This is a genomic window from Persicobacter diffluens, from assembly GCF_036244895.1.
Taxonomy (GTDB): domain Bacteria; phylum Bacteroidota; class Bacteroidia; order Cytophagales; family Cyclobacteriaceae; genus Persicobacter; species Persicobacter diffluens.
Genome location: NZ_BQKE01000002.1, coordinates 1,212,321 through 1,235,470, shown reverse-complemented (window position 1 = coordinate 1,235,470; position 23,150 = coordinate 1,212,321). Strand labels below are relative to the sequence as shown.

At 44.3% G+C, this 23,150-nt stretch carries 12 protein-coding genes; all 12 read right to left on the bottom strand.

The features are described 5' to 3' along the window. Positions 1-3: 3 nt before the first annotated feature. On the bottom strand, positions 4-1,332 hold the full coding sequence (locus tag AAA970_RS18775) for a Gfo/Idh/MocA family oxidoreductase (RefSeq protein ID WP_338238433.1): 1,329 nt from the start codon (positions 1,330-1,332) through the stop codon (positions 4-6). Between the two features lie 39 nt (positions 1,333-1,371). Then, positions 1,372-2,763, bottom strand: coding sequence for a 3-keto-disaccharide hydrolase (locus tag AAA970_RS18770; RefSeq protein WP_338238432.1), 1,392 nt, complete (start codon positions 2,761-2,763; stop codon positions 1,372-1,374). Positions 2,764-2,791: 28 nt separating this feature from the next. Next, a complete protein-coding gene (locus AAA970_RS18765) occupies positions 2,792-4,987 on the bottom strand; it encodes a GH92 family glycosyl hydrolase (RefSeq protein WP_338238431.1) in 2,196 nt (731 codons plus the stop codon). 35 nt (positions 4,988-5,022) lie between these two features. After that, the gene (locus AAA970_RS18760; RefSeq protein ID WP_338238430.1) at positions 5,023-6,411 is read right to left on the bottom strand and encodes a sulfatase-like hydrolase/transferase; all 1,389 of its coding nucleotides are present in this window, start codon (positions 6,409-6,411) and stop codon (positions 5,023-5,025) included. Positions 6,412-6,413: 2 nt separating this feature from the next. Continuing rightward, entirely contained in the window at positions 6,414-7,586 is a 1,173-nt protein-coding gene (locus AAA970_RS18755) for a glycoside hydrolase family 99 protein (RefSeq protein WP_338238429.1), read from the bottom strand. Positions 7,587-7,619: 33 nt separating this feature from the next. Next, positions 7,620-8,783, bottom strand: coding sequence for a transposase (locus AAA970_RS18750; RefSeq protein ID WP_338235692.1), 1,164 nt, complete (start codon positions 8,781-8,783; stop codon positions 7,620-7,622). 365 nt (positions 8,784-9,148) lie between these two features. Then, complete coding sequence (locus AAA970_RS18745; protein WP_338238428.1) at positions 9,149-11,455, bottom strand: T9SS type A sorting domain-containing protein; 2,307 nt, start codon at positions 11,453-11,455, stop codon at positions 9,149-9,151. 88 nt (positions 11,456-11,543) lie between these two features. Then, positions 11,544-12,224 carry a DUF3823 domain-containing protein gene (locus tag AAA970_RS18740; protein WP_338238427.1) on the bottom strand — a complete coding sequence of 227 codons (681 nt, stop codon included), beginning with the start codon at positions 12,222-12,224 and terminating at the stop codon, positions 11,544-11,546. Positions 12,225-12,237: 13 nt separating this feature from the next. Continuing rightward, positions 12,238-14,031 (bottom strand): RagB/SusD family nutrient uptake outer membrane protein, encoded by a 1,794-nt coding sequence (locus AAA970_RS18735; RefSeq protein ID WP_338238426.1) that lies wholly within the window; start codon positions 14,029-14,031, stop codon positions 12,238-12,240. Between the two features lie 5 nt (positions 14,032-14,036). Continuing rightward, positions 14,037-17,120, bottom strand: a complete 3,084-nt coding sequence (locus AAA970_RS18730) for a SusC/RagA family TonB-linked outer membrane protein (RefSeq protein WP_338238425.1) — start codon at positions 17,118-17,120, stop codon at positions 14,037-14,039. A 181-nt stretch (positions 17,121-17,301) separates the two neighbouring features. Further along, a complete protein-coding gene (locus AAA970_RS18725) occupies positions 17,302-19,611 on the bottom strand; it encodes a GH92 family glycosyl hydrolase (protein ID WP_338238424.1) in 2,310 nt (769 codons plus the stop codon). Positions 19,612-20,440: 829 nt separating this feature from the next. Beyond that, the gene (locus AAA970_RS18720; protein ID WP_338238423.1) at positions 20,441-22,978 is read right to left on the bottom strand and encodes a hypothetical protein; all 2,538 of its coding nucleotides are present in this window, start codon (positions 22,976-22,978) and stop codon (positions 20,441-20,443) included. Positions 22,979-23,150 lie beyond the last annotated feature (172 nt).

Genomic DNA, 23,150 nt, shown 5'->3' with positions numbered 1-23,150 from the left:
TGATTAAATGCTGGTATTCTCAACTACATCCCACCCTTTGGCGTATTTTCGCTTCCACATTTTGCGAGCGCGCTTGTTATTCAACACCCGCCCGGTTTCAGGATCCACCTTTAAATTTTCATTTAGGTCCAAAGCGATATTCCCAAGGTGGCACAGCTGGCTTGAAATTCCCGCATCCGCAATAGGGGCATTTAAGGGTTGGTCATTACGGATCGCCTCACATAGATTAGTGATATGCGATACGGTAAGACCATCAAAGCCCGAAGTGTCAGCGGTATTGTTCGAAGTCCCTTTGTTGCTTTCCAGCTCCCGCTTGATTTCCTTCCCTTTCAAATCAAAGAGTACATATTGCTCGCGATCCAGCAAGATGGAGCCTTTGCTGCCATAAATCATTGCACCACGTCCGCCATTCGGAGAGTGGCCATTACAGCTGCGACCTTCCCAGGTGATCATTTTCCCTCCATTAAACTGATAGGTAGTCGTTTGGGTGTCAAACCACTGCCAGTCATCATTGGCATAGGCCAGCCGCCCCCCGTTAGAGGTAACTTGCGTGGGATAATCCACCCCTAATGCCCAGCGGCAAACATCAATCTCGTGGGTGCCGTTGTTGTGAATCTCTCCGGTACCCCAATTTCTAAACCAATGCCAGTTGTAAGGATGTACATTGTCCCGATAAGCTTCTCTTGGCGCCGGCCCCTGCCATAATTCCCAGTTAAGATGATCGGGGACAGGCACCTCCCTACCGATACCGATAGGTTTACGGGTATTGGCATACCAGGCTTTCGCGGCATATGGCTTGCCAATGATCCCTTCACTGATTTCTTTCATTGCCAATGAGGAGGTTACCGATGAACGTTGTTGATTTCCCATTTGGCACTTCATGCCGGTTTGCTGCTGCGTAGCGATCAATACCTCGGTTTCATGAGGATTGTGACTACAGGGCTTCTCCAGATAAACATGCTTTCCGGCACGCATGGCCATAATCGCCATGGGAGCGTGCCAATGCTCAGGCGTCGCGACCAAGACTGCATCGATGGAATCTTCCTTCAACAGAAGTCTGAAGTCCTCAACGGTAGCGGGCAATTTGTCGGTAAACTGTCGGGTATATGCAGTCAGTTTGGTGAGTCTGGTTTTATCCACATCACACAGGTGTGATATTTCCGCCACACCGGACTGAAAGGCAGCCTTGACCAACGCCAAGGATCGCCCCCCACAACCAATCATAGCGAAACGGACTTTTTCATTGCTGTTGGCCAATACTGTATTGCCGGCCAATACCGCTCCGGCGGTAGCCAATGAGGCTTTTTTTAAAAAATTTCTACGACTTTCCATTGCTAAAAATTTGATGGATAAGAATAAACACCTCCCGGATTAAAGCGCTGCATCGGCCTTTAATTCCTTTATCTTGATGTTTTTGAACTTCACTTCATCGCCATGATCCTGTAATAGAATTAAGCCCCTGGAAGCTTCCCCAAACAGTGGCCAATCTTTGTATTTGCTACAGGCTACCAAAGCTCTCCATTGCTGCGTCCCTCTCTGGTACTCCACCACCTTGCAACCATTCAACCAGTGTTCCACCTGCTTACCTTTTACCACGATGCGGGCACGGTTCCATTGTCCATGGTTCACATATTTGTTTCTTGGTAAAGCCGGTGCATAAAATTGGGCATCCGCCCGGATCAGATCATACAAGGAGGCAATGGTCCGGTTACCTGAGACCCCCTTTTTGGCATCAGGGTGTTGACCATCGTCCAAAATCTGAAATTCACAGCCAATTGCCGATCCCTGTCCTTTATTCAATTCAGTATCAACAAAATACTTAATCCCGCTATTGGCTCCTTCAGCAAACCAAAAGTCTACCTCCAGGATAAAGTTTTCATACCCCTGCATGGTAACAATGTCCCCCCCATTGGTCGACTCATGACCACCGGAGGCATGCACGGTCAGGATTCCTTCGTCTATTGACCAGCCATTGGCCGGGAAGGTATCCATCTTGGCGCCTCTCCAGCCATTGGTGGTTTTGCCATCCCATAACAACTTCCAACCCTCCTGCCGCTCCTTATCAGTAAGCGTATTGGTTAAATAGCTGACCTCCGGAGCAGTAGTGGCCGGAAATGGCGCATCCTCCGTCAGCTCGGAAAGCTGAATGTTTCTCCACCGGATGGTTTTACCATAATGTTCCTTACCCGCCTGATGAACCTGCAATGCGATGAAGCCTGTTTCGGTGGCCTCTTCAAACAAGTTCGCGCAATTAATCCCATTGACCCAGGTAGCAATACGGTTACCCTGAGCAACCACCTTAATCTTATTCCATTCGCCGGATTTATAGGCTATCTTTCCTGCAGGGTGATACTCCATAGGGTACCTCCATCCTTTCCTGGCTTCATCATAGAGTCCTCCGAACCACTGACGATCGCTGTCATCCGCCTCTACTTGCAGGCCATACACCCGGCCGTTTCGCTCTTTAGGATTGCTATGACTACGGATTTGAACTCCACTGTTCAACCCTTGATCCATCAGCATTTCATATTCCAGCACGAAGTTCGTGTATTGTTTCCTGGTTGCCAGGAAAGTGTTCACTTCACTGTCATTGACGGTCCCGACGATCAGCCCGTCTTTGACCTTAAATTCAGCCGTTCCATTCAGAAGTTGCCATCCTTTTAGGTTTTTTCCATTGAATATGGCCTTGCTCTTCTGCGCCTGAGCGCCCATACTCATAAAGCAGAGTAACAGGCCCAACAGGAAAAAATTTTGGTGTCGCATGTCAAAAAATTAAATTGAAAAATAATGATTAAAATAAAGCCATTAGGCTGTTTTCATCTTCCATTTCAAACACTAAATCTCCGCCATTCATCAGCTGAGAATAATGAATCTTGCCATCTGTAATCAGCTCTCCATTAAAGGATACTGACTTCACATAGCAGTTTTTGGAAGATAAGTTGTTCGCTTTAATGGTAAGGGTATTATTTGCCAATTTTAGGGTAGTTTTTTCGTGTAAAGGAATTCCGATATTAAACTCCCCTGATGCAGGGTTCACCGGATAAAAACCCATGGCACTAAAAACATACCAGGCACTCATTTGACCGCAATCATCATTGCCACTCAGGCCATCCGGCTTATTGAGGTATTGGGTGTCCATTACCTGACGAATCAGCTGTTGCGCCTTTTGGGGCTGATCCACATAGTTGTATAAGTAAATTACATGGTGGCTAGGCTCATTTCCATGTGCATATTGCCCAATAAGTCCGGTCACGTCCTCTGCATGCTCATCTATTGGGGCATCCATCGTGAAAAGGGCATCCAGTTTTTCGGCCATCGCGACTTTTCCTCCCATAAGCTCTACCAACTTTTCCGGGCTCTGCAGAATATGCCAGGAGTAATGCCAGGCATTACCTTCGGTATAATCTCCACCGGTGGAAGGGCCATGAGAATTACGCAAAGGATCGAAAGGGGTGACCCAGGTAGAATCACTATTCTTTCCACGGAAAAATCCGGTAGATGGATCAAACAGGTTTTTGTAATATTCACTTCGTTTGGTGAAGAAAATATAGTCATCCATCTCCCCAAGATCCTTGGCCATAGTCGCCGCACACCAGTCGTCAAAAGTAGCCTCCAGCGTACGAGATACCGCCTCAATAGTGAAAATATCTGATGGTAAATAGCCGTATTGATCATACACCTCCCAGTCATATTTATGCCAGCTGTTAGTAGTAAGGGATTTTTTGATCAACTGGTACGCTCTTCTCTCATTGCCTGCCAAAAGGCCTTTATGATAAGCATCCACAATCGCCGCTACGGAATGATTGCCAATCATACAATGGTTTTCTTTCCCCATAAGCGTCCAGATGGGTAAGTAGCCATTTTCTTCTCCGTGGGTCAGCATGGAGGCTACAAATTCCGCATCTTTTTCAGGTGCCAGAATGGTATACAAAGGATGTGCAGCCCGGTAGGTATCCCAAAGGGAGAAAGTGGAATAATATTTTTTGGATGGAGAAGTCGCTACTTTACCTTTAGCACCCCGGTACTGTCCGTCTACATCGGCAATATTATTAGGCTGGATAAATAAGTGATACAGGCTGGTGTAAAAGGTAATTTTTTGTGCATCCGTTCCTTCAATTTCGGCACGGCCCAAATATTCATTCCACTTATTTTTCCCTTCGGTAAGCATTTGATCAAAGGATTTATGATGGCCTTCCACTTTCAAGTTATTTTTCGCGCCCTTAATGTTAACTGTTGAGATGCCGACTTTCATTTCCAGCTGCTCACCCGCTTCCATCGGGAAGTCCATCAGCATGATTCTGTCTTTATAACCCTCCGCAAAAGCGGTAGATTTAAACGGCTTACTCAGCTCAATGACGAAAAACAGTTTACGATCTACCCACCGGCTCACATGCATAAAACCGGAGATGGTGTTGTTATCCTCAATGTTTACCTTAGCTTCCAGCACCTGGGTGGTATTTTTATTCCCGGAGCCGGTCATGGTATTGTTGATATTGAGCAATACTTTGTAATCTCCCGCCTGGTTGAAGGTATAACGATGTGCGCCCACATGCTCGGAGGTGGTCAGCTCTACCTGGATATCATCCCGGGTAAGCAGGGTGGAATAATAATTCGGAGAAGCCACTTCTTTTTCCTTGGAGAAGGGCACCTTAAAGACATTATCCACCTTACCTTCTTTGAAAGGCAAAATGATTACATCGCCCAGGTCACCTACTCCGGTACCATTGAGTTGGGTGTGGGCATAACCCCGTACCAAAGTATCAGTATATTGATATCCGGAGCAATACTTCCAGGCATAATTTCCTGTCTGAGGACTCAATTGCACCATCCCCATAGGAGTGGTAGCGCCGGGAAAAGTATGACCAAAGCCTTCTGTTCCGATAAAAGGATCTACATATTGAGTGTAATCGATGGTGGTGTTGTGCTGACAAGACATCGTCCACAATAGGCTCCAGACGACAGCTAAAGAGGTTAAGATATTTTTCATTCCAGTAGAAATTTTTCCAAAAAGTTAAACCGCCTTTACGGCTGGTTTGGGTTTAAAAACTGCTGCAATTCGGCAGTAAGCGCCTGCACCACTTCCGGATATTGAGCGGACAAGTCCTCACGCTCCTCCGGGTCATTGGTCAGGTGAAATAATGCGCCTTTTTTGGCCTGCTCGTCAGGACGAAGCCCCGGATACGCTGCTGGCCGGGACTGTTCCTTTTGAGCGATAATGGTTTTACCATCAGGTGCACGAGGATCAACCCAATCCTTTGGCAGGTTAAAATGGGTCGGCTGATCAACAAAAAGCTTCCAGTCTCCTTTTCGGACGGTAATGACCCGGTCATTATGAATACTGGGAATCAACCGATCAATCTGCTCTTTTCCTTCAATCTGAGGAATGATCGAGCGGCCGTCCAACTGTTGATCATCAATCTCCAGGCCGGCAAGGTCCGCAACAGTGGGCAAAATATCCGGAATCCAGGCAGGCTGGTCTACCGTTTGCCCAGCAGGCCCTTCAGGATAATCAATGATAAATGGAATCCGGATTCCTCCTTCCCAGTTGGTGGCCTTCATGCCCTTAAGATTACCGGTACTTCCCCCAAACCAAGGCCCATTATCCGACATAAAAATAATGATGGTGTTATCTCTCAATCCCTGATCATCAATATGTTTCAATAACCTGCCCACATGATGGTCAAGTTCCCGAATCACATCCTGATAGAGGTCATCCGGCGTATCAGGGGTATAAAATTTCGGGGAAGCCGCCAATGGCTTATGGGGCATCGCATGTGCCAGGTATAGAAAAAAAGGCTGCTCCTGATTTTGATTAATGAAATCAATGGCCTGATCGGTGTAGTCTTGTGTGATATACCGCTGATCTACTACCGGCTGCACTACCGTTTCATTCTCCCAAATTTGTACCGGTCGCATATCATTAGAATACAGGATACCATAATAATGATCAAAACCCTGATTCCTCGGAAAAAACTGCTCCTGATGTCCCAGATGCCATTTCCCGATAATGGCGGATCGATAACCGTGTGGCACCAGGTGCTCTGCCAAAGTAACTTCTTCGGGGGCAAGGCCCGGCTCATCAATGCCTGCGTCCGGAGCCGGGTTTTCCAACAGTCCGTGATGCAGTGGCTGCTTTCCGGTAAGGATGGAGGCCCTTGCAGGGGCACAATAAGGAGTAGGAGCATAGAAGTGAGTATACTTCACCCCCTTGCTTGCCAGCACATCGATATTTGGGGTTAAGCCTTGAGCAGCCCCATAACATGACAAATCCCCATAGCCCATATCATCGGCCACAATCAGGACAATATTGGGCTTATCCCTGTCGGGTGATTCCACTTTGTTAACCCTGGAAACCCCCAGAAAACCAATGGAGGCCAGTAGGATCCCTCCTATTAAAATTTTCAACTTCATGACTATCTCATTTTTAGGACAGGGTTGGACAGTTCTACTTCCTTACGCAAGGCCTGCCCTGCTTTTTGGGTAAGGCGCAAATAATGATCGGAAGGCATGCCTTCCATATCAATAAAGCGGGCATTGGTCGGTGGGGTGTCAGTACATTTAAAGATCGCGGTAGCTTCATCTACCTCATCGAACATGGCCACGTAAAGCATTTCCGCGCCAGCATCCAGGGCATGATAGATTTGATTCCAATAGAACGCACCTTTCTGACGAGGAATTTGCTCATATACAACTTTCCTTTTTTCAGAATTTTTACTCAAATTCCCCCAGCTAAATCCAGGGTAAACGCATGGTACGTAATCTACGCCACGGTCGGCACACCACTTCATGTCTTTTGCAATATGCTGCTTATAGTTTGCTGCCTGCTTGAAGGTATTGTTATCAAAACGGCCAACCATCCAGGGCATCACCACATCCACCTTTTTGATCAACTCATGCAAATAAGGATCGGAGACACAGTCTGTTTTCAAATCACGAAAGTAGGTAGGAATACCGAGCATCACGGAACAACCGCCGTATACCGGGTCATTTTTTAGGAAATCAATCAGCTCCTCCAGCTTGATCTGATCAATTTTATAAGCACGGTCCGGAAACCCAACACCCCAAATGGCGACCAATGGCTTGCCATTATGGTGCAGATAGGTTTGTTTTTTACCTTTATTCAATACATTCAGGTCATCTACCAGGTGCTTCCAGTCTTCGATGACGGTGGCACAGTCATCACGGCCCGCCTTCAATCCTGACAAGTCGTACATCATGGCAAAGGCACGATCATGCTTTTGAGAAGCCTCCAGGGCGTTTTTGATGACCACATCCGGGCGAACTTTGGCTTGTTCGCTATTGATATAAGAAAAGAAACGTTGCATAAAAGCACCATCAATCTGGTAATCTTTCATCCATTTAAAATGCAGATCGGTGGTACTTTGATCTACAGAGCTAAAAATAGATGCGGCACTACCATCCGCATTGATAAAAGCGGTCTGGTGCTGGTCTTTATACTCAGTCATATCAGGCCAAATATCAATGGTCAGGTGGGTTGGGTCAAACTTCCCATGTGTACCAAAGTGCCCCCAGCCTTTGCCCAGCGCATCTCCATCAGCTTTAAACCACCCTTGATAGCCACACATCACCAGTCCTTTATAGCAATACTCCGTAAAGAATTAGGCCGCAATACAGCCAAATCTCTCTATTTGGAGCATTTGCTCTGAATTATTGTACGGTTCGGGGGCAATCCCGAACCCTTTAAATATTCTTTGGATATAGTTTCGATTAAAATATAGCATCTTAATACTTGATAATGAGAAGGGTTCCTTTTCTTCGGTTTTATTATCAAAATAGTGAAGCGCTTTTGCCACGGACACCGCCGTTAGGGACATATTGATGTGATTATGTATCTTATTTTTACTCCTTGCTTGGCAGTGAGTCAAACCGGTGAATTGTTTGGCATCTCGAAATAGAAACTCAATTTGAAATCGAAGTCGATAACGCTCAATTATTGCGGAACCGCTTTGATTAATGTCTGTACTGAATAAAATTTCTCGTCTGGTTTTCCCATTGTCAAGCTCAGTAACGACGACCACACACTTGATCCATCGTTTAAGACTTTTACTATGAACCTCTGCTTCGAAAGCCTCCGAGTTTTCATTTTTGAAACATAGTGTAAAGTGTCTTTGGTCAAGATTATTAAATTTCACTTTTTCTCCATAGACCTTGGGTCGCCCTCTTTTTCCGGTAGGTGGTTCGGTATTTCTGTAACGAAGAAATGCGTTTTTAGCCAATTTACTAATGACAATAAACCCTTTTTCTACTATTGGATCGACGAATGTAAAGCGCGAAAAGTAAGCATCAACAACCACACTATCTGATACTTGCTTGTACAATTCAACATTTGACAAAATCAAATTGGCATAAAAGGTCAGCAAATTAAATGACTCGTCCTCACTCTTAAAGGTTTGATGGGCCTCTAAATGCATTGCGGTTTTACTTTCGAGGCCAACACTTGCTATTCCAGTAATTTCTAGACCTCTTTTTGTTGAATTATCGCAGCCTGACCAAAAGTACCCTAAACCTGGGGTGAGTTGACCACTTTTGGAAACATAACTTGGATCAAAGGCAATGATGCGCAATTCATCTTTAAGTGTCTTAATGAGCTCAATATTGAAAAAAAGGTAATTGAAATATTTTTCATACCATGATCTAATCGTGGCCTCATTGTACCGCAGATACCGACTCATGTTGGTGAAATTATTACGACCACGGAAAGACAGTAGTCCTTTCAAATTTTCTATCATGAAATCCCTCTCCCATTTGTTAATGTCTAACATTTTATGGAATATTTGCGCTAGGAGTGTTTCGATGCTCTTGATGGTGACTTAGTATGTTGGTGTTTGGCGATACAAATATACAGGTCACCATTTTTTTTACAATAGCTCAAAACTCTACGGAGTATTGTTATAGGAAGGGTACATCGGATTTTTTTGTGCGGAAACAGAAAGGGAAAATAATACAAAAACAACAAAAAATAACTTCTTCATAATCACTTCAAAAAAAGGAGTATTAAATAAAAAAAGGTCAAATACCATACTGCTTTCTATACACTATGGTATTTATGTACACCTCAATAAAGTAGGGTCACTGCCCCAAAAATGCACGAGGCAATAGCTGAGCGCAGTAAGTTTGGGGCTATGGATTAGAATGTTTTCAACACCTTGATGGTATTCACCTCATTGCCAGCCACCACCCGGATAAAATACATACCACTTTCCAGTGCACTCATATCCACTTTTGAGCCCTGCACCTTCACGGGCTGCTGCTGTCCGGCAGCATTCATCACGCTAATGGACTGAAGATTGTCCACACTGATGTTCAATATACCAGTGGTGGGATTCGGATAGGCAAATACTCGCTGGCGAATGCTTTGAAGTGGATTGGAGGTGGTCAGAAAGCGCCAAACCTGTCCGGGGTACCAGTCTCCCGCTACCTGCTGGTCTACTCGCCAATAGTGAGTTACCCCATGCGCCAGGGTATTGGTAATTTCAAATTCAGGGGTGGTCAGGTCAGTCGCAAGGATATCTCCTTCGTCCAAAGCCTCCGTGTCACTCATCAATACACGGAAGGCGTCCGTGCGTTCATCTCCGACAGCCCACTCTAATAGTGGCCTCAGGCTTACCTCATCTGCGCCAATGGCAGGTAGAGGTGCCGTTGCAGGCTCCACTTCCAACTTGCCTTTAGTACTAAAGCTCCACACCTCGCTGGAAAATTTTTGCCCGGTTTCTAGGATAATCTCTACTTTCCAGAAGTAAGATTGCAACATGTCCAAATTATCGAAAGTGGCCGTAGCCTGATCCCCATCAAAAGTTTGGAGGCTGGCATCACTGAAATCCTTATTTTTTGCCAAAAATACTTTGGTGAACTTCACAGGCCCGGCAGGGCATTGCGTCCAGCTGAACGTTTGGTCCGGAGCCACATTCACCGTATTAGAAGCCGGCATCGGGCTTGCGGGTACTTCAGTTTCCAAAGACACCTCCCCCATCGGAATGTGCTCTCCCTGGGCATTTTTGATTACAAAATTGAACGTGCCACAACCCAAATCTTCAATCATATAAGTTCTCTCAGCAGCCTTTACTTTATAGGTAAAAGTTTGGCCGCCATCCACACTTACTTCAAATTCACTGGAATTCCCATAGTTTGGGAAGATCAATTCCACTTTGGCATCATCGATAATTCTCAACGTCATAATGGCCTCTTCCAGCCCGCTAATTTCATCAGTAATTGGTGCTTCTCCTGCGATGATTTTTCGTGCTCTACCCGCAAGCTTTAGGTAATGGTCACTTGGCAGGTCATAGCCATCGTGATCCAATGCCAACCACTGTCCTTCAGTAGGTAGCTCGGATTGCTTCTCTAAAGTTTTGAAATAACAGGTACTCTCATCCACCTCATCAAACATGGCCAAATAAAGGGCGCCAACGTTTTTTTCGGCATAGCCTTTAAGCTGCATCCAGAAGAAATCGCCCCCCAGGCGTGGAATGGCATTCAGTGGGTGCTGCGGATCATCATTCTGAAGGTTAACCCAAGAAAAGCCAGGGAAAGCTACCGGAACGTAAAGAATATCATGCTCCTGGCAGAAGTTCAAAGAAGGGCGTAATTGATTCCAAACATAAGCATCAAAGCCCGACTGGTCGCGATATCTACCAGGCGTCCAGGCACTGATCACCTTTGCTTTTTTCAAACTTGGCATGAATTCCGTTTTCTTAAACCAGTTATCATTCACCCCAAGCATGACCGAAGCGCGGTATCTTTCCTCGGGTGCATTTTCAAAGAAATCCATCACCTCCTCCAATTCTGCTGGGGTGGCGGTTTCCCGAACAGTATATCCCCATAGGGCAACCAATGGCTTACCATCCTGATTCAGATAGTTGGTACCTTCTGTAATCTTAAGGTCGTCTACCAGGTGTTTCCAATCCGCAATGATATCTTTGGATTTTCCGGCCACACCATCATACATTACACTAAATACACGGCCATAATCGGCGGTGCCTTCTTTTACGGATTTGGTGACTTCATCTCGAAAACGCATTACGCCCGCATCCCCGTTTTCACTAATGAAACGCTGCAAAAACACGCCGTCGATATCATAATCCCGCAGCCACTTCATATGTCTTTTGACCGTTGCTTTCTTTCCTGAAGAAAATACTTCTATTGGTTGGCCTTCTTTGGAAACATATCCCGTACTCATTCTTTCATTTTTCGGAAACTCACGCAGGTCCGGGAGCATATCCACGGTACGATCCTCAATATCGGTAGAATAGAAATTTCTACCCCAGTGCCACCAAGTGGCCCGTACACTTTCATCTTCAGGCGATGCAAACCAGCCTTGGTAGCCAAACATCGTCTTACCTTCGTATCCGTCATTGTCTACGACTTTATGCTTCAGGTCCTGAGCCTGCAGGCTAAAGAAAGGCCATAATAAACCAATAAAAATATATAGGTACTTCATATGGATAAAATCAAAAAATTCTGATTATTAAATTTTCTACTATAAGTAGTGAAATAGGAGTGCCCCTCTACATTGAGGGGCTAAATATTTATAGCGCAAAATGTATGATCGGACTATAATTCCACTGCCCATACATACTGGCGGCGATTCGAACATAGTAATCATTACCTGCTTCGAACTTGGTGCCGAAATCATAGCTGAATTCGCGACCAAGCATTCCACTATGCGCATTGATGAACTCGGCATTGCCCAATACCTGGTTGGAGGTACCTAAGTCCACCGTCTCCCAGGTATTGTACAAAACGGCAATTTTTTGCAAGTCACCGGTAATGCCCTCAGGACGGTCCACCTGATAGGTAATGCTGGTTTCACTATCCTTAACCACCCTGATTCTCATATTGGGTAATACATCAAAATTTTGCTCGGTAGTGCCATTCAGACGCACTTCAATGGTATCACCCAAATATTGGAAGGGTCCATTATGCAAAGTGGCCTTATAGGTTCCGGAGAAAATCATGGTGTTGCGAAATAAGCCGGAGCCCGTTCCACCGATATTGATATCCTGTGGAGCGGTATTGTCCGGATATTTTTCACTTATCTCAATTAAGCGCACCACGCCGGCTCCATGAGTACTGGTAATGATGGGTTCACCGGTTTCAACATCAATGATCTTTCCATAAAAAGTCGCATTTGGCTGGGGAAAGTTATCTTCCTTGATACAGGCAGACAAGGTAAAGGCTGCCAGTAAAAATATTGCTAAATTTTTCATGTTCATTTACAGATTAATAGCCAGGATTTTGAACTAACAGCGGATTGACCTGAATTTGATCCCCGGGAATAGTATTATAATAATGGCGATCCTGATAATTTTTCATCCCGTCTCTGTTCTCTACTTTGTAGATATAGCCATCATTATCAATATCATAGAAATATCGGATACGCTGCGCCTGGAAGGTATTTAAATCCGGCACCAGGCTTCTCCAACGACGTAGGTTCCAGAAGTATTTGTTTTCATAAACGAACTCTACCAACCACTCATTCTTGATCTTATCGAAGTTCAAAAATTCATGAGCGGGCATACCTGCACGCGCTCGTACCTGGTTAATGGAACTCAGGGCTTTATCATTGTTACCTAACTGGAAGTTGGCCTCGGCATGGTTCAATAGAATTTCTGCATAACGGATGTCAATCCAATGGGTTTGCGATCTCCAGTCCAGGCAAAGGGCTGCCGGACGCTCAGGATCCATATATTTTTTGGCAAAAACACCCGACAGGTTACGGCGATCCAGGGCATTTCCTGTGCCCAGGATATCTGTTTTGGTTTCCACAAAGTCTTTGGTTTCTACATCAAAGTACAAGTTTGGGTCACGTCCAACCAACATCTTCAAGTTCCCATTCTCGCGGTAGGCCACTCCATCCTGAATTACAATCTGAGTACCCTTAGCCATAGAGTTAGTGGTAATGAAAGAACCAAACATGCGCGGATCTTTACCATTGAAAATATCCTCCGGATTTTCATAAACAATCGGCGCGCCGGTTTCATCATAGATTTTCAACTCTCCGGAGCTACCATCCGTATAGCCGAAGGCTTCCACCATTTGAAGGGTTGGGGACAAACGACCACCGTAGTTCAAAGGAGCATTAATCGGAGCAGGCAAGATCATCAAATCATGAGAGTGCGTACGACGAGTCGCCGGGAAATCATAACCTTTCACAAAAATAGACTCCTGATTATCAGGATAAACAAACAATTCGTAAAACGCTTGTGCCGGATCCGGGCCGGTCATTAAGCCATACTTGCCACTATTGATTACTTGCTCTGCACCCTTGATGCTCAGCTTATAGAATCGCTCCGCTTCACTAATAGGCACTCCAACGATTCCATCCAATTGCACTTGACCGTACTGTGCTACAGAAGCCGCAAAAATCATCGATCTGGAAAGCAAAGCCGCGGCTACGTATTTGTTAGCACGGCCATATATGCTTTCTTCGGGCATGTTAGCTGCTGCAAACTCCAAGTCTTCCGCAATCAGGTTCCAAACGGCCAACTCCGTATCACGGGGCATCATCAACTCCTCTAAAGGAGTAGTAGGATCTAATAACTCCGTGATCAACGGCACGCCACCAAACATTTTCGCCAAGGTGAAATAGTTATACGCCCGCAGGAACAAGGCCTCTCCCATCAGGGCATCATAGCTGTCTTTCAGCTTGTCTGGCAATGCACCTGATTCCAGGATTTTTATCATCTCGGTAATTCGGCGGATGTTGGTATAACACTTATTCCAGTTGCTATTAAACTCGCCCCCGCCATAAGTAGTACTCCATACGGCTTCCTGTGTCCAGTTGGCCAGGTAACGGTTTCCGTGCCCGGGGAAGTTGGTCAAATGCCCCTGACAAAAGTTAAAAGACTCAATCGGTAAATCTTTGTATAGAGAAATGAAGTAAGCTTCAATAGCATCAGGACTATTAAATACATCATCAGGACTCATACTGTTGGCCTGCTCTCGATCCAAAAAATCAGAGCAGGAGGTCATCATAAAAGACAACGATAAACATAATATTAAAAAATTTCTCATGTCAATTACAGTTTAATATCAACACCAAAGTTCATATTCATAGTGATCGGGTAATTGTAGCTGTAGGCTCTGGAAGTATATTCAGGATCTACAAAATCCAACCCTCTGGTAAAGGTATGTAGGTTGAAGGCGGTGAAATAAAATCTCAGGCCTTTGGTGTGGATCTTAGTCAACAATTTCTCCGGCACAGTATAGCCAATTTCCACGTTTTTAATTCTTAGGTAAGAAGCATCTCTCCACCAGAAATCAGAATTTCTGTAGTTCTGACGCTCACCCATGGCAGGATAACGGCCAGGGTTCCATCCACTCTCCGGATCAGTCATATCATTCAGGTGCCATCTATCCCAGAATTCGGTGATAGGCGTGGCGAATCCCCAGAAGAAAGGACGTCCCAGCTGGTCATCATACTTGACGCGGTACTTGGCGGCGCCTTGTAGCAGGACTGAAAAATCGAAGTTTTTATAAGACACGCCCAGATTCAGACCGAAGTACAGCAATGGCTTGCCTCCAGCATTGGCAATAGGCGTAACGTCATTTCCATCAATGACCCCATCGCCGTTCATGTCTACATATTTGAAGTCACCAGGCAGAATCGTTCTGTTACCGGCACCATCCATGATGGCGTGATTGTAAATCTCATCATAGTTCTGAAACTGACCATCAGTCTTGTAGCCCCAAATGATGTCATTGTAACGATAGGATCTGGTGTTTCTCCATTCCCCATTTTGATTACTTGCCGGGTTTTCCTCAACATAAGCGTGCTTAGTACGGGTATAACTCAAGTTCCCACGCACAAAATAGCTGAAGTCTTTATTCAGGCTATTGCGATGCCCTAGGACAATCTCATAACCGCTGGTAATGTCACCATTCAGGTTTTCTTGCGGAAGGTTTACTCCTACATAGCCTGGCAGGGTGGCATTTCTATAGGCAGGAAGTCCATCTCGCTGACGCTCAAAAACGTCAAACTCTACATCTACTTTACCCTGCCAAAAGCTGGCTTCAATACCTGCATTGTAAGTATCGGAGGTATACCAGGTAAAGTTAGGGTTCACGGAGTTTCTGATACCCAAAGCCGGCTTGAATCCGTTTCCGAAATAATAACCTCCATCGGGATACACATAACCAATCTCGTGGTCTACTAATCTGGCTCCACCATCATCCCCCATTCTACCCCATGAACCTCTCAACTTCAATTTAGTGATGAAGTTCACGTTATCCTTAATAAAGCTTTCCTCAGCGATGTTATAACCCATAGACACTGAAGGGAAAAGCCCCCAACGTCCATCTTCCGGATATAAGGAAGAACCATCATAACGGAAGCTGGCCTCCAACAAGTACTTCATTTTGTAGTCATAAGTTACACGACCAATCAAGGACTGCCGCGCCACCTCTTCTACATGGCTTCCTACTGTACTGGTTTCCATAATACCCGCACCCAATTCCGGAATTGCATCAACACCAAACTGAACATAACCATTGTTGGTTCTCAGCTTCTTTAAACGCTGCTCTGCCACTGCCAATACGCCAATAGTGTGTCCGTTGATTTCTTTATTGTAGTTGGCCATCAACTGTAGCGTCGTGTTTAACTCTTTCCAACGGCCTTCCGACAAGTCCGAAGGATCATTCAGTTTGGCTACCTCATTGTATTGGTCATTGTCCGCATCATAATCATATTGAGAATAAGCTTTTTTAAATCGGCGATCCAATCCATCTTTTGTGTCATAGCCAGCCACCGCTTTCAGGTTCAATCCTTTCACAAAGGGAACAGCATAGTCCAGATTAAAGGTAGATTGGTAGAAGCTCTCTTTACGATCTCGGAAACCACTGATCTCAGGGTCTACATAGGCTAGTGGGTTATTTCCTCCCTCATAAGGGTGCTGCAAGTAGGCCGGGTTACCATTGGCATAGGCCTGGTTGGTAGGCGCGATACGCCAGGTATTACGGAATACTTTCCAGGTACTTTCCGACTGACCATCCTGAGTAGTTTGGATATATCCCAGATTAACCCCAAAGGTCAGGTCCTTGGTCAGCTTAGCATTTACGTTCGTACGGAAGTTATACTTGTTCGAGCTTAGCGAATTGGTTTTCCACAAGCCATTCTCTCCGAAGAAACCAAATGAGGTATAGTACTGTACTTTTTCATTACCCCCTGAGAACCCAATGTTGTGCTGGGTTTGGGTGGACTGGTCTTTCATAATCAGACGCATGAAATCCGTGCTTGGTAACTCTCCGGTGCGATACATTTCGATCTCCTCCGGGGTGAAACGAGGCTCTCCTTTGTATTCACCAGAGCTATAGAAGTCGTTATAATGCAACTCATTGAACATGGTGGAATACTGGTAAGCATCTGCCAGTCGGGGAAACTGTGTCACCCGGTTGATTCCCATTCGGAAGGAATAGTCCACCTCAAAATCCTTCTCTGTACCTTTTTTGGTGGTCACCAATACCACCCCATTAGCGGCCTGTACCCCGTAGATGGCTGCCGCAGCATCCTTCAAAATGGAGATATTATCGATCTCATTGGGGTTTAATCTAGCAAAAGTTGCAGGATCACGCGAAATCCCATCAATTACATACAAGGGTTGTCCTAAACCACGAATATCAATATTGGAGTCAAAAACACCGGGCTCACTGGACAACTGCTGCACACGAACACCGGGGAGGCGACCTGCAAGCGAGTTGTTAACATCTGGCACTGAAACTTTGACCAGATCATCGTTATTGATCGCTGAAATAGAACCGGTCACGGATCCTTTTTTCTGCGTACCATAACCAACTACCACAAGCTCATCAAGGGTCACAAAGTCTTCCTCCATCGTAATGGAAACAGAAGTTTGCGCTTTACTGATCGGAACAATGATCGACTTCATCCCTATAAAAGAGCACTGTAATTCGACATTGGTACCGGAAACTTCCAAAGAGAATTCCCCGGAAACATCCGTTACCGTACCACCGGTGGCTCCTACCACCGACACATTTACTCCGGGTAAGGGTTCCCCGTTAGTATCCACCACACTTCCGGAAATCCGTTGCTGTGCAAGGGCCGAAAGGCTGAGGAAGAACATGAAAAAAAATAGTAATTTTCTCATAAATAGGATTTTTTAATAAAAAAATAATCTAGTTAAGTTGGTTCCATTACCTCTTTCTAAAAAATCAGCAGGTTGAACAATTTTTTTGAGTCCTATGGTAATGGGTTGAAGGGTTGTGGCGCTAAGGGCGCCACTATTATTAGTTACTCGATTTGGCTTACATTTTTTGCATCATCTTTACTTATCCTTTAATAATTTTGGCTGCAGATGGCGGCGCATCTTCCGGGCGGGCACCCCACTCAAAATTGGCGCGTGCCCCCATTTCCAGCTCCAACAATCCACCATTCTCCAGGGCTGAATGCGGAAACCATGGTTTATTCCATGTCTCCCCGTTCAGTTTGGCTGATTGAATATATTTATTTTCTTCCGTCAGATTATTGGCTTTCACCGTAAAGGTTTTTCCTTCGCCCAGCTGAACGGTAGCCTCATTGAAAAATGGCGTACCGATATTATACACCGGCATACCAGGAGTAACAGGGTAAAATCCTAATTGAGAGAAGATAATGAAGGCAGACATTCCGCCCCCATCTTCATCACCAGGAATCCCCATCAGGTCATTTCGGAACCATTGGCGGATCAGTGTTTTTACCCGCTTTTGAGTCTTCCAGGGCTGTCCTGCATAATTGTATAAATACGGAATGTGCAAGGAAGGCTCGTTGGCCATGGAAAACTGGCCCACATTACCGGTATGATCCGGAATTTGCGCATAAAAATCAAATTTACTTCTGCCCAAAGGCTCATTAAAGGTAGCTTCCAAATTTTGGATAAACTGCTCCCGGCCACCCATCAGACTGATCAGGTCCGCTACATTGTGAGGAACATCCCATCGGTAAACCCAACCATTATTCTCACCATAATAATTTCTAAGTCCCTGCCCGCCGGAGAATCGATAATCAAAGGGCGCTATAAATTGATGCTGATCATCCTTTGGGTGGAAAAATCCGGTCTGCGTATTATAAATCTTACGATAATCATAGGAGCGATTTAAGAAATACTGGTGATCTTCTTCTTCCCCTATAATACGCGCAATTTCTGACAGACACCACTGGTCATATACAGTACCCAAAGTGACCGCTACGGGCTGTCGGCTCTCAAAAGGGTGCACCAAATCACTATATTCCTGTTGTCCCGGACGTAGTGCGGGGAAATAGCCATTTTCCCAAAAGAATGCATCCAAATCCCCCGCGGGCTTCCCTGACCATGGCGCAAGGGTTTTCTCGGTAATCCCCTTTTTGCACATATCGTAAGCATGGCGCAGGTCGAAGCCATCTAATCCTTTCACCGCAGCGTCCAACACCGTGGCCACGCCGTGGTTAGAATTCATTCTCCGACTATCTCCCATCACTTCCGGGAAAGTTGGCATCCATTGATTCGGCATCTGATCCGCCATCCGCATAAAGGAGTGTAAAATATTAGTCTCCAGTTCCTTTTCGGTTAGCACGCGTAACGGATGGGTAGCACGATAAGTATCCCAAATCCAATCGTCAGTATAAAACGGCTTCCCCTGATCATCATGAATTTTTCCGTCAAAGGCACTAAAATATTGTCCATCCTCCGATATACAAACCGGGCGCTCATAGGTCCGGTAGACGGAGGTATAAAATAAAACTTTATCCTCATGGTTGGGGCCACTCACCTCAATTTTACCCAGAGCCTGATTCCAACTATTTCGAGCGGCCGATTTCAAATCCTCAAAAGACTTTCCGCTTTGCTCACGCATCAGGTTCTTTTTGGCTTGCTCCGCACTAATTAGGGAAACACCGTATCGAACCGCCACTTTTTTATCAGACTGATCAAATACCATTGCAATACTCCCTTTTTCAGATTTCAGCGCCTTCAGCTCTTCATTAATCTTACCGGACTCCACTACCCCTGTTCGTAGTAATTCATTATCTGCTTTCAGGTATAAATATACTTTGGTGGTGTTCTCTGTAATTTCATTATCTACTACCTGATAACCGGAGATCGCGCCATCCTGAATCTTTAGCTGTCCTTTTTTATTATGTACAACCAACATAGGCTTTTGCGCCTGCTCAAATGTCAGGTGATAAATTCCTGATTGATGAGAAAGGGTAAAGTTCACCTCAATTTGCTTTTCATCCAGGAGGACATCATAACTATAAGGGGTGATGGTCTCTTGATCATAGCTGTAATGGCTTACCTGCTCTATCGCCTCCGTTCCACTAAAATAGGAAGGATTAAGGATAAAGGCAGAGGCTCCACGGTGAGAGGTAGTGATCAGGGGAAGCCCCTTTACCCGATCGGAAGTAAAGTCTGCTCTTTCAGGGATTACCCTTAGAAAACTGTTAGGTAAATGAACTGTCGGGAAAGTAGGTACCAATAAGTGGCTAATATTGCCGATATAAGGGTTAACCAAATCCACGGGCTCTTGTCCTGCCACACCAGCGGTATTACTACTGGTATTCTGAATTTGACACCCACAGAACAACAACGTTCCAACAGCAAAAAAATATGCTATAATGCCTTTCATATTGTTTAGTCGAGAATGAAATAAAAAATTATTTGATTCAAATATAGGCGCAACGCTTAGCCTTCTGTTAATCCCGATATAATGACCTTAATAATGGGTTACTTAATTGTTAACCGTACTTTTAAATCGCCATCATGAGCAAAAAAATAGTAGAAAACCTTCCTGCAGAAGTTTCATTCCCCATAATCTTTATGCTATCATCCGCAATCAGAAAAGGTGCAATATACTCCCTGTAGTACCATAACAGCGATTAAACAGAACATAATTATTGCTTAACCGAAGAAAAGTCAGGCATAAAACCTTGTTAAAAATCCTTTAAGATGAATTATTCACCGCTAAATTGATTAGATCACCTCATGTTATTTAACCTCAAGTTATTCCCGGTATTTTCTTTGATTTTTAATAGCCCCAATTAAGTTAGAGCACATTTAAAAGCTCAAATTCGCAGCGAATATTTGAAGTATTGCATAAGCAATCCCCGATTGTTTTGATAGAATAGCATCGCTTTTGTGGAGAAATTATCCAAAATTGCTTTCAATAATTCGAACTTGCAGCCGGATGGAGTGCTTTTAAACACCCGCTTTAGCTTACTTTCCGCTCATTCATCCCCTTCGCTGGAAAAAGCGAAACAGCAACAACTCCTTCCTTTTTCCCGCATTGTAGCTAAACAAGGATAAAGCATACCAAATTCGGTTTAAATAATGTCCGGCTCCCCATTTTAATAGGGCTATCTGCCCTCCGCTCTCCTGTTTTCCAAAAGATTTTTTCCTAATAAATAAGGGCTGCTTCTCCAATGAAGCAGCCCTTACCACTCTATGCACTCAAAGCCTTAGGCACTAAAGCTTTCCTTAAGGACCTCCTTGAAGGTCAGGTCAAATTCTTCAGCAAATAAGGTCTTGTATTCTTCTACAAATTTGTCGTAAGTTGCCCTGGCAGAACTGTGCCGTCCCATTTCCACCAAAAATTGGCACTTCACGGACATTGCTTCTTCATTAACTGTATCCAGTTTTAAGATCACTGAACACATATCAATGACCATATGCTTAGGTAACGGCTGATGTAAGCGTGCGGAAATATACTCCAATAATTTGGTGGTTACCTGTGCTTTCAGTTTGTCATACCAGTCGTTGGTATTGAGCGATCTGATATTAGAAAGTCCTTCCGCAATCCCCTTAAATTGAGCCAGATTTTGTTCGCTAAGTTGTTCTTCCTTTATCAAATTGCAGAATTTCACATAATCAATATAGGCGACAGATTCATCCACTTTAAGTTTAAGGTATCCCGAGTTATTTACCACCTCGAGTCCGCCAACCATTTTAAGTAATTCCTTTAGTTTGGATACATTGACATTTTTATTGTTTTTGGCATCTTTGGCATTTTTATCACTCCAAAAATATTCGACCAAATACTCCGAAGAGATCCCATTTTTCCCATTCACTGAATTCATCACCAGGATGATAAATAATTCCTGACGTAAGCCGGAGAACTTTTTAGAAATACTATTGCCCTCCTGGTCATAGGCCGAGAACCCACTCAGAATCTTGATAAAGGAATGATCCGGCACTTGTTCTTTCTGCACCGCCGGAGTCGGCAGATTCACTTTTGCACTTTCTTCGGTCTTTTCCTCCTCAGCGAGCCCAGCAGGCTTTTTAACGGATAATTGGTTTTTCCTGATATACCAAAAAGTCATCCCTAACAGCAGTAGCCCTCCAAAGGCAAGCATCATCTTCCAAAAGGCTGAAATCCCGTGTCCACTCGCCTGTTGGAGCGCAGGTACATGGATGGGAAGGTTGATGCTGTAGACGTTTAGCACGGTTTCCTTATCCGAGCAAAAAGTCGTGACCGCATACAGCTTATCCAGAGATTTATTGTAATATAAGTCTGCAAAAGAACGAATATCATGAAACTTATAGGGGATGCCATCTGCCAACGCTTCCAGGCTATCATTTTCTATACTCCCTTTAAAAAGCTGTAGGGTACTTTGGAACTGATTTTTCTTAAAAAGCATAGCATAAAACTGATCCTGCTCTACAACCAGGCTGTTGGCACTGGTAAAATACCCCTGACTTTGACTGGTGTCATAGGTATGTAATACTTTGAAACTCTGGTTAGAGAGATCGTATTCCATCAGCTGACTGAAGTAATGCGGGCTGTATTTTTGTTCACCGTATTCATTACCAAAGCCCCCCAAAATATATCCTTTCTGATTTTCCTGATTCAGTCCAAAACCTGCCAAATACCGTGGAAAAGGATCCGTATTTTTATCTCTGGTTCGATCCAAAAAGTTGGATATGGATTTACGAAACATATGGTGCCCATAACCAAAGATGGTATACAAACCCGAATCTATCGGACTGATGTATCGATTGTGGTGTAAGTAATCCGTACGATCCGGCATACTAAAATCAAACTCTTCCGACCACTCAAGTTGCTCCTTATCAAAAGGATAAAGCCTCATATGATCTACCGAATAGGCCAATAATTGCTTTCGAATCCCGTCATAAATAAAATTCTGATGCCCTCGTTCCAGTTCAACCGGATTTTGGTAGAGCACCATACTGTCTTCGGCAATATTTTCCGGGTCAATCACCAACAAACGGTCTCCTCCGATAAAGTATAATTTATGCTGGTCCGTATTGAAAACCACCTCGGCATAGCCCTCCAACTTTTTAGTGATCAATGGCTTCCAAAAGGTAAAGTCTTTACGAATCCATTTAGGGTTTCGGAGTTGTGCCCAATACTGCCCTCCCTCTGAGGGGCACTTTAAGCCATCCACATTAGTCAGGGGCCATCTTGCTTCAAAGTCGCCATCAATAATAAAGTCGACATTTCGGATTTTCATGTTAATCGCATCACGTGTCGCTATGGACTGATGGTCATTAATGCCGAAATAAAACTTCAGGCGATCCTCGGAACTAAAATATTGATAATGGAGCTGATTGGAATGCTCCCCTATTGCAATCAGGTATTTGTGAGCTTGAAGATCAAAATCAAGCTTGATGCGCGTCCAGGATTTTAAGGTGTTTCGATCAATCCGTAAGGAAATCTCCCCTTGTTTCTGATTTCCAATGAGTAGGCTTACTTTAATAAAATCACCATCAACGACCTGATAAATCAGGTCCATCTTCTTGCCATTATTGGAAAAAGAACGAAATATATAGCCAAACTCATTGTAGGAATCATCAATCGTAGCGAAGTCAAAGGCTATCGTGAAATTATCCGATAACTCAGGAGGTTGATTGATGAAAAATTGACACATCGTTCGGTCATCAATAGGATATTCCTGACCAAAAAGCCGTAATCCGTATTTGGCTAAACACCAATTGGAGGTTACAAAAAACAGAGCGATTAGGTACAGTTTCTTCATATAAAAAAATTTTCTCTGCAAATTTATTTTACCTTTTCTAAAACGGTTAAGATAAAAATTAAATTTAAATATTATTACGCCATCATAAAAAGTCGTGGTGCTAGTTTTTTACTCTTCAGAAGATATTCTTTGAATATTTACAAAACCCTCTTCATTCAATACAAAAAAGGCA

Bases quoted from the DNA above. Each gene is read 5' to 3' on its own strand.
- AAA970_RS18775 (WP_338238433.1), bottom strand. From the start codon at position 1,332: ATGGAAAGTCGTAGAAATTTTTTAAAAAAAGCCTCATTGGCTACCGCC.
- AAA970_RS18770 (WP_338238432.1), bottom strand. From the start codon at position 2,763: ATGCGACACCAAAATTTTTTCCTGTTGGGCCTGTTACTCTGCTTTATG.
- AAA970_RS18765 (WP_338238431.1), bottom strand. From the start codon at position 4,987: ATGAAAAATATCTTAACCTCTTTAGCTGTCGTCTGGAGCCTATTGTGG.
- AAA970_RS18760 (WP_338238430.1), bottom strand. From the start codon at position 6,411: ATGAAGTTGAAAATTTTAATAGGAGGGATCCTACTGGCCTCCATTGGT.
- AAA970_RS18755 (WP_338238429.1), bottom strand. From the start codon at position 7,586: ATGTGTGGCTATCAAGGGTGGTTTAAAGCTGATGGAGATGCGCTGGGC.
- AAA970_RS18750 (WP_338235692.1), bottom strand. From the start codon at position 8,783: ATGTTAGACATTAACAAATGGGAGAGGGATTTCATGATAGAAAATTTG.
- AAA970_RS18745 (WP_338238428.1), bottom strand. From the start codon at position 11,455: ATGAAGTACCTATATATTTTTATTGGTTTATTATGGCCTTTCTTTAGC.
- AAA970_RS18740 (WP_338238427.1), bottom strand. From the start codon at position 12,224: ATGAAAAATTTAGCAATATTTTTACTGGCAGCCTTTACCTTGTCTGCC.
- AAA970_RS18735 (WP_338238426.1), bottom strand. From the start codon at position 14,031: ATGAGAAATTTTTTAATATTATGTTTATCGTTGTCTTTTATGATGACC.
- AAA970_RS18730 (WP_338238425.1), bottom strand. From the start codon at position 17,120: ATGAGAAAATTACTATTTTTTTTCATGTTCTTCCTCAGCCTTTCGGCC.
- AAA970_RS18725 (WP_338238424.1), bottom strand. From the start codon at position 19,611: ATGAAAGGCATTATAGCATATTTTTTTGCTGTTGGAACGTTGTTGTTC.
- AAA970_RS18720 (WP_338238423.1), bottom strand. From the start codon at position 22,978: ATGAAGAAACTGTACCTAATCGCTCTGTTTTTTGTAACCTCCAATTGG.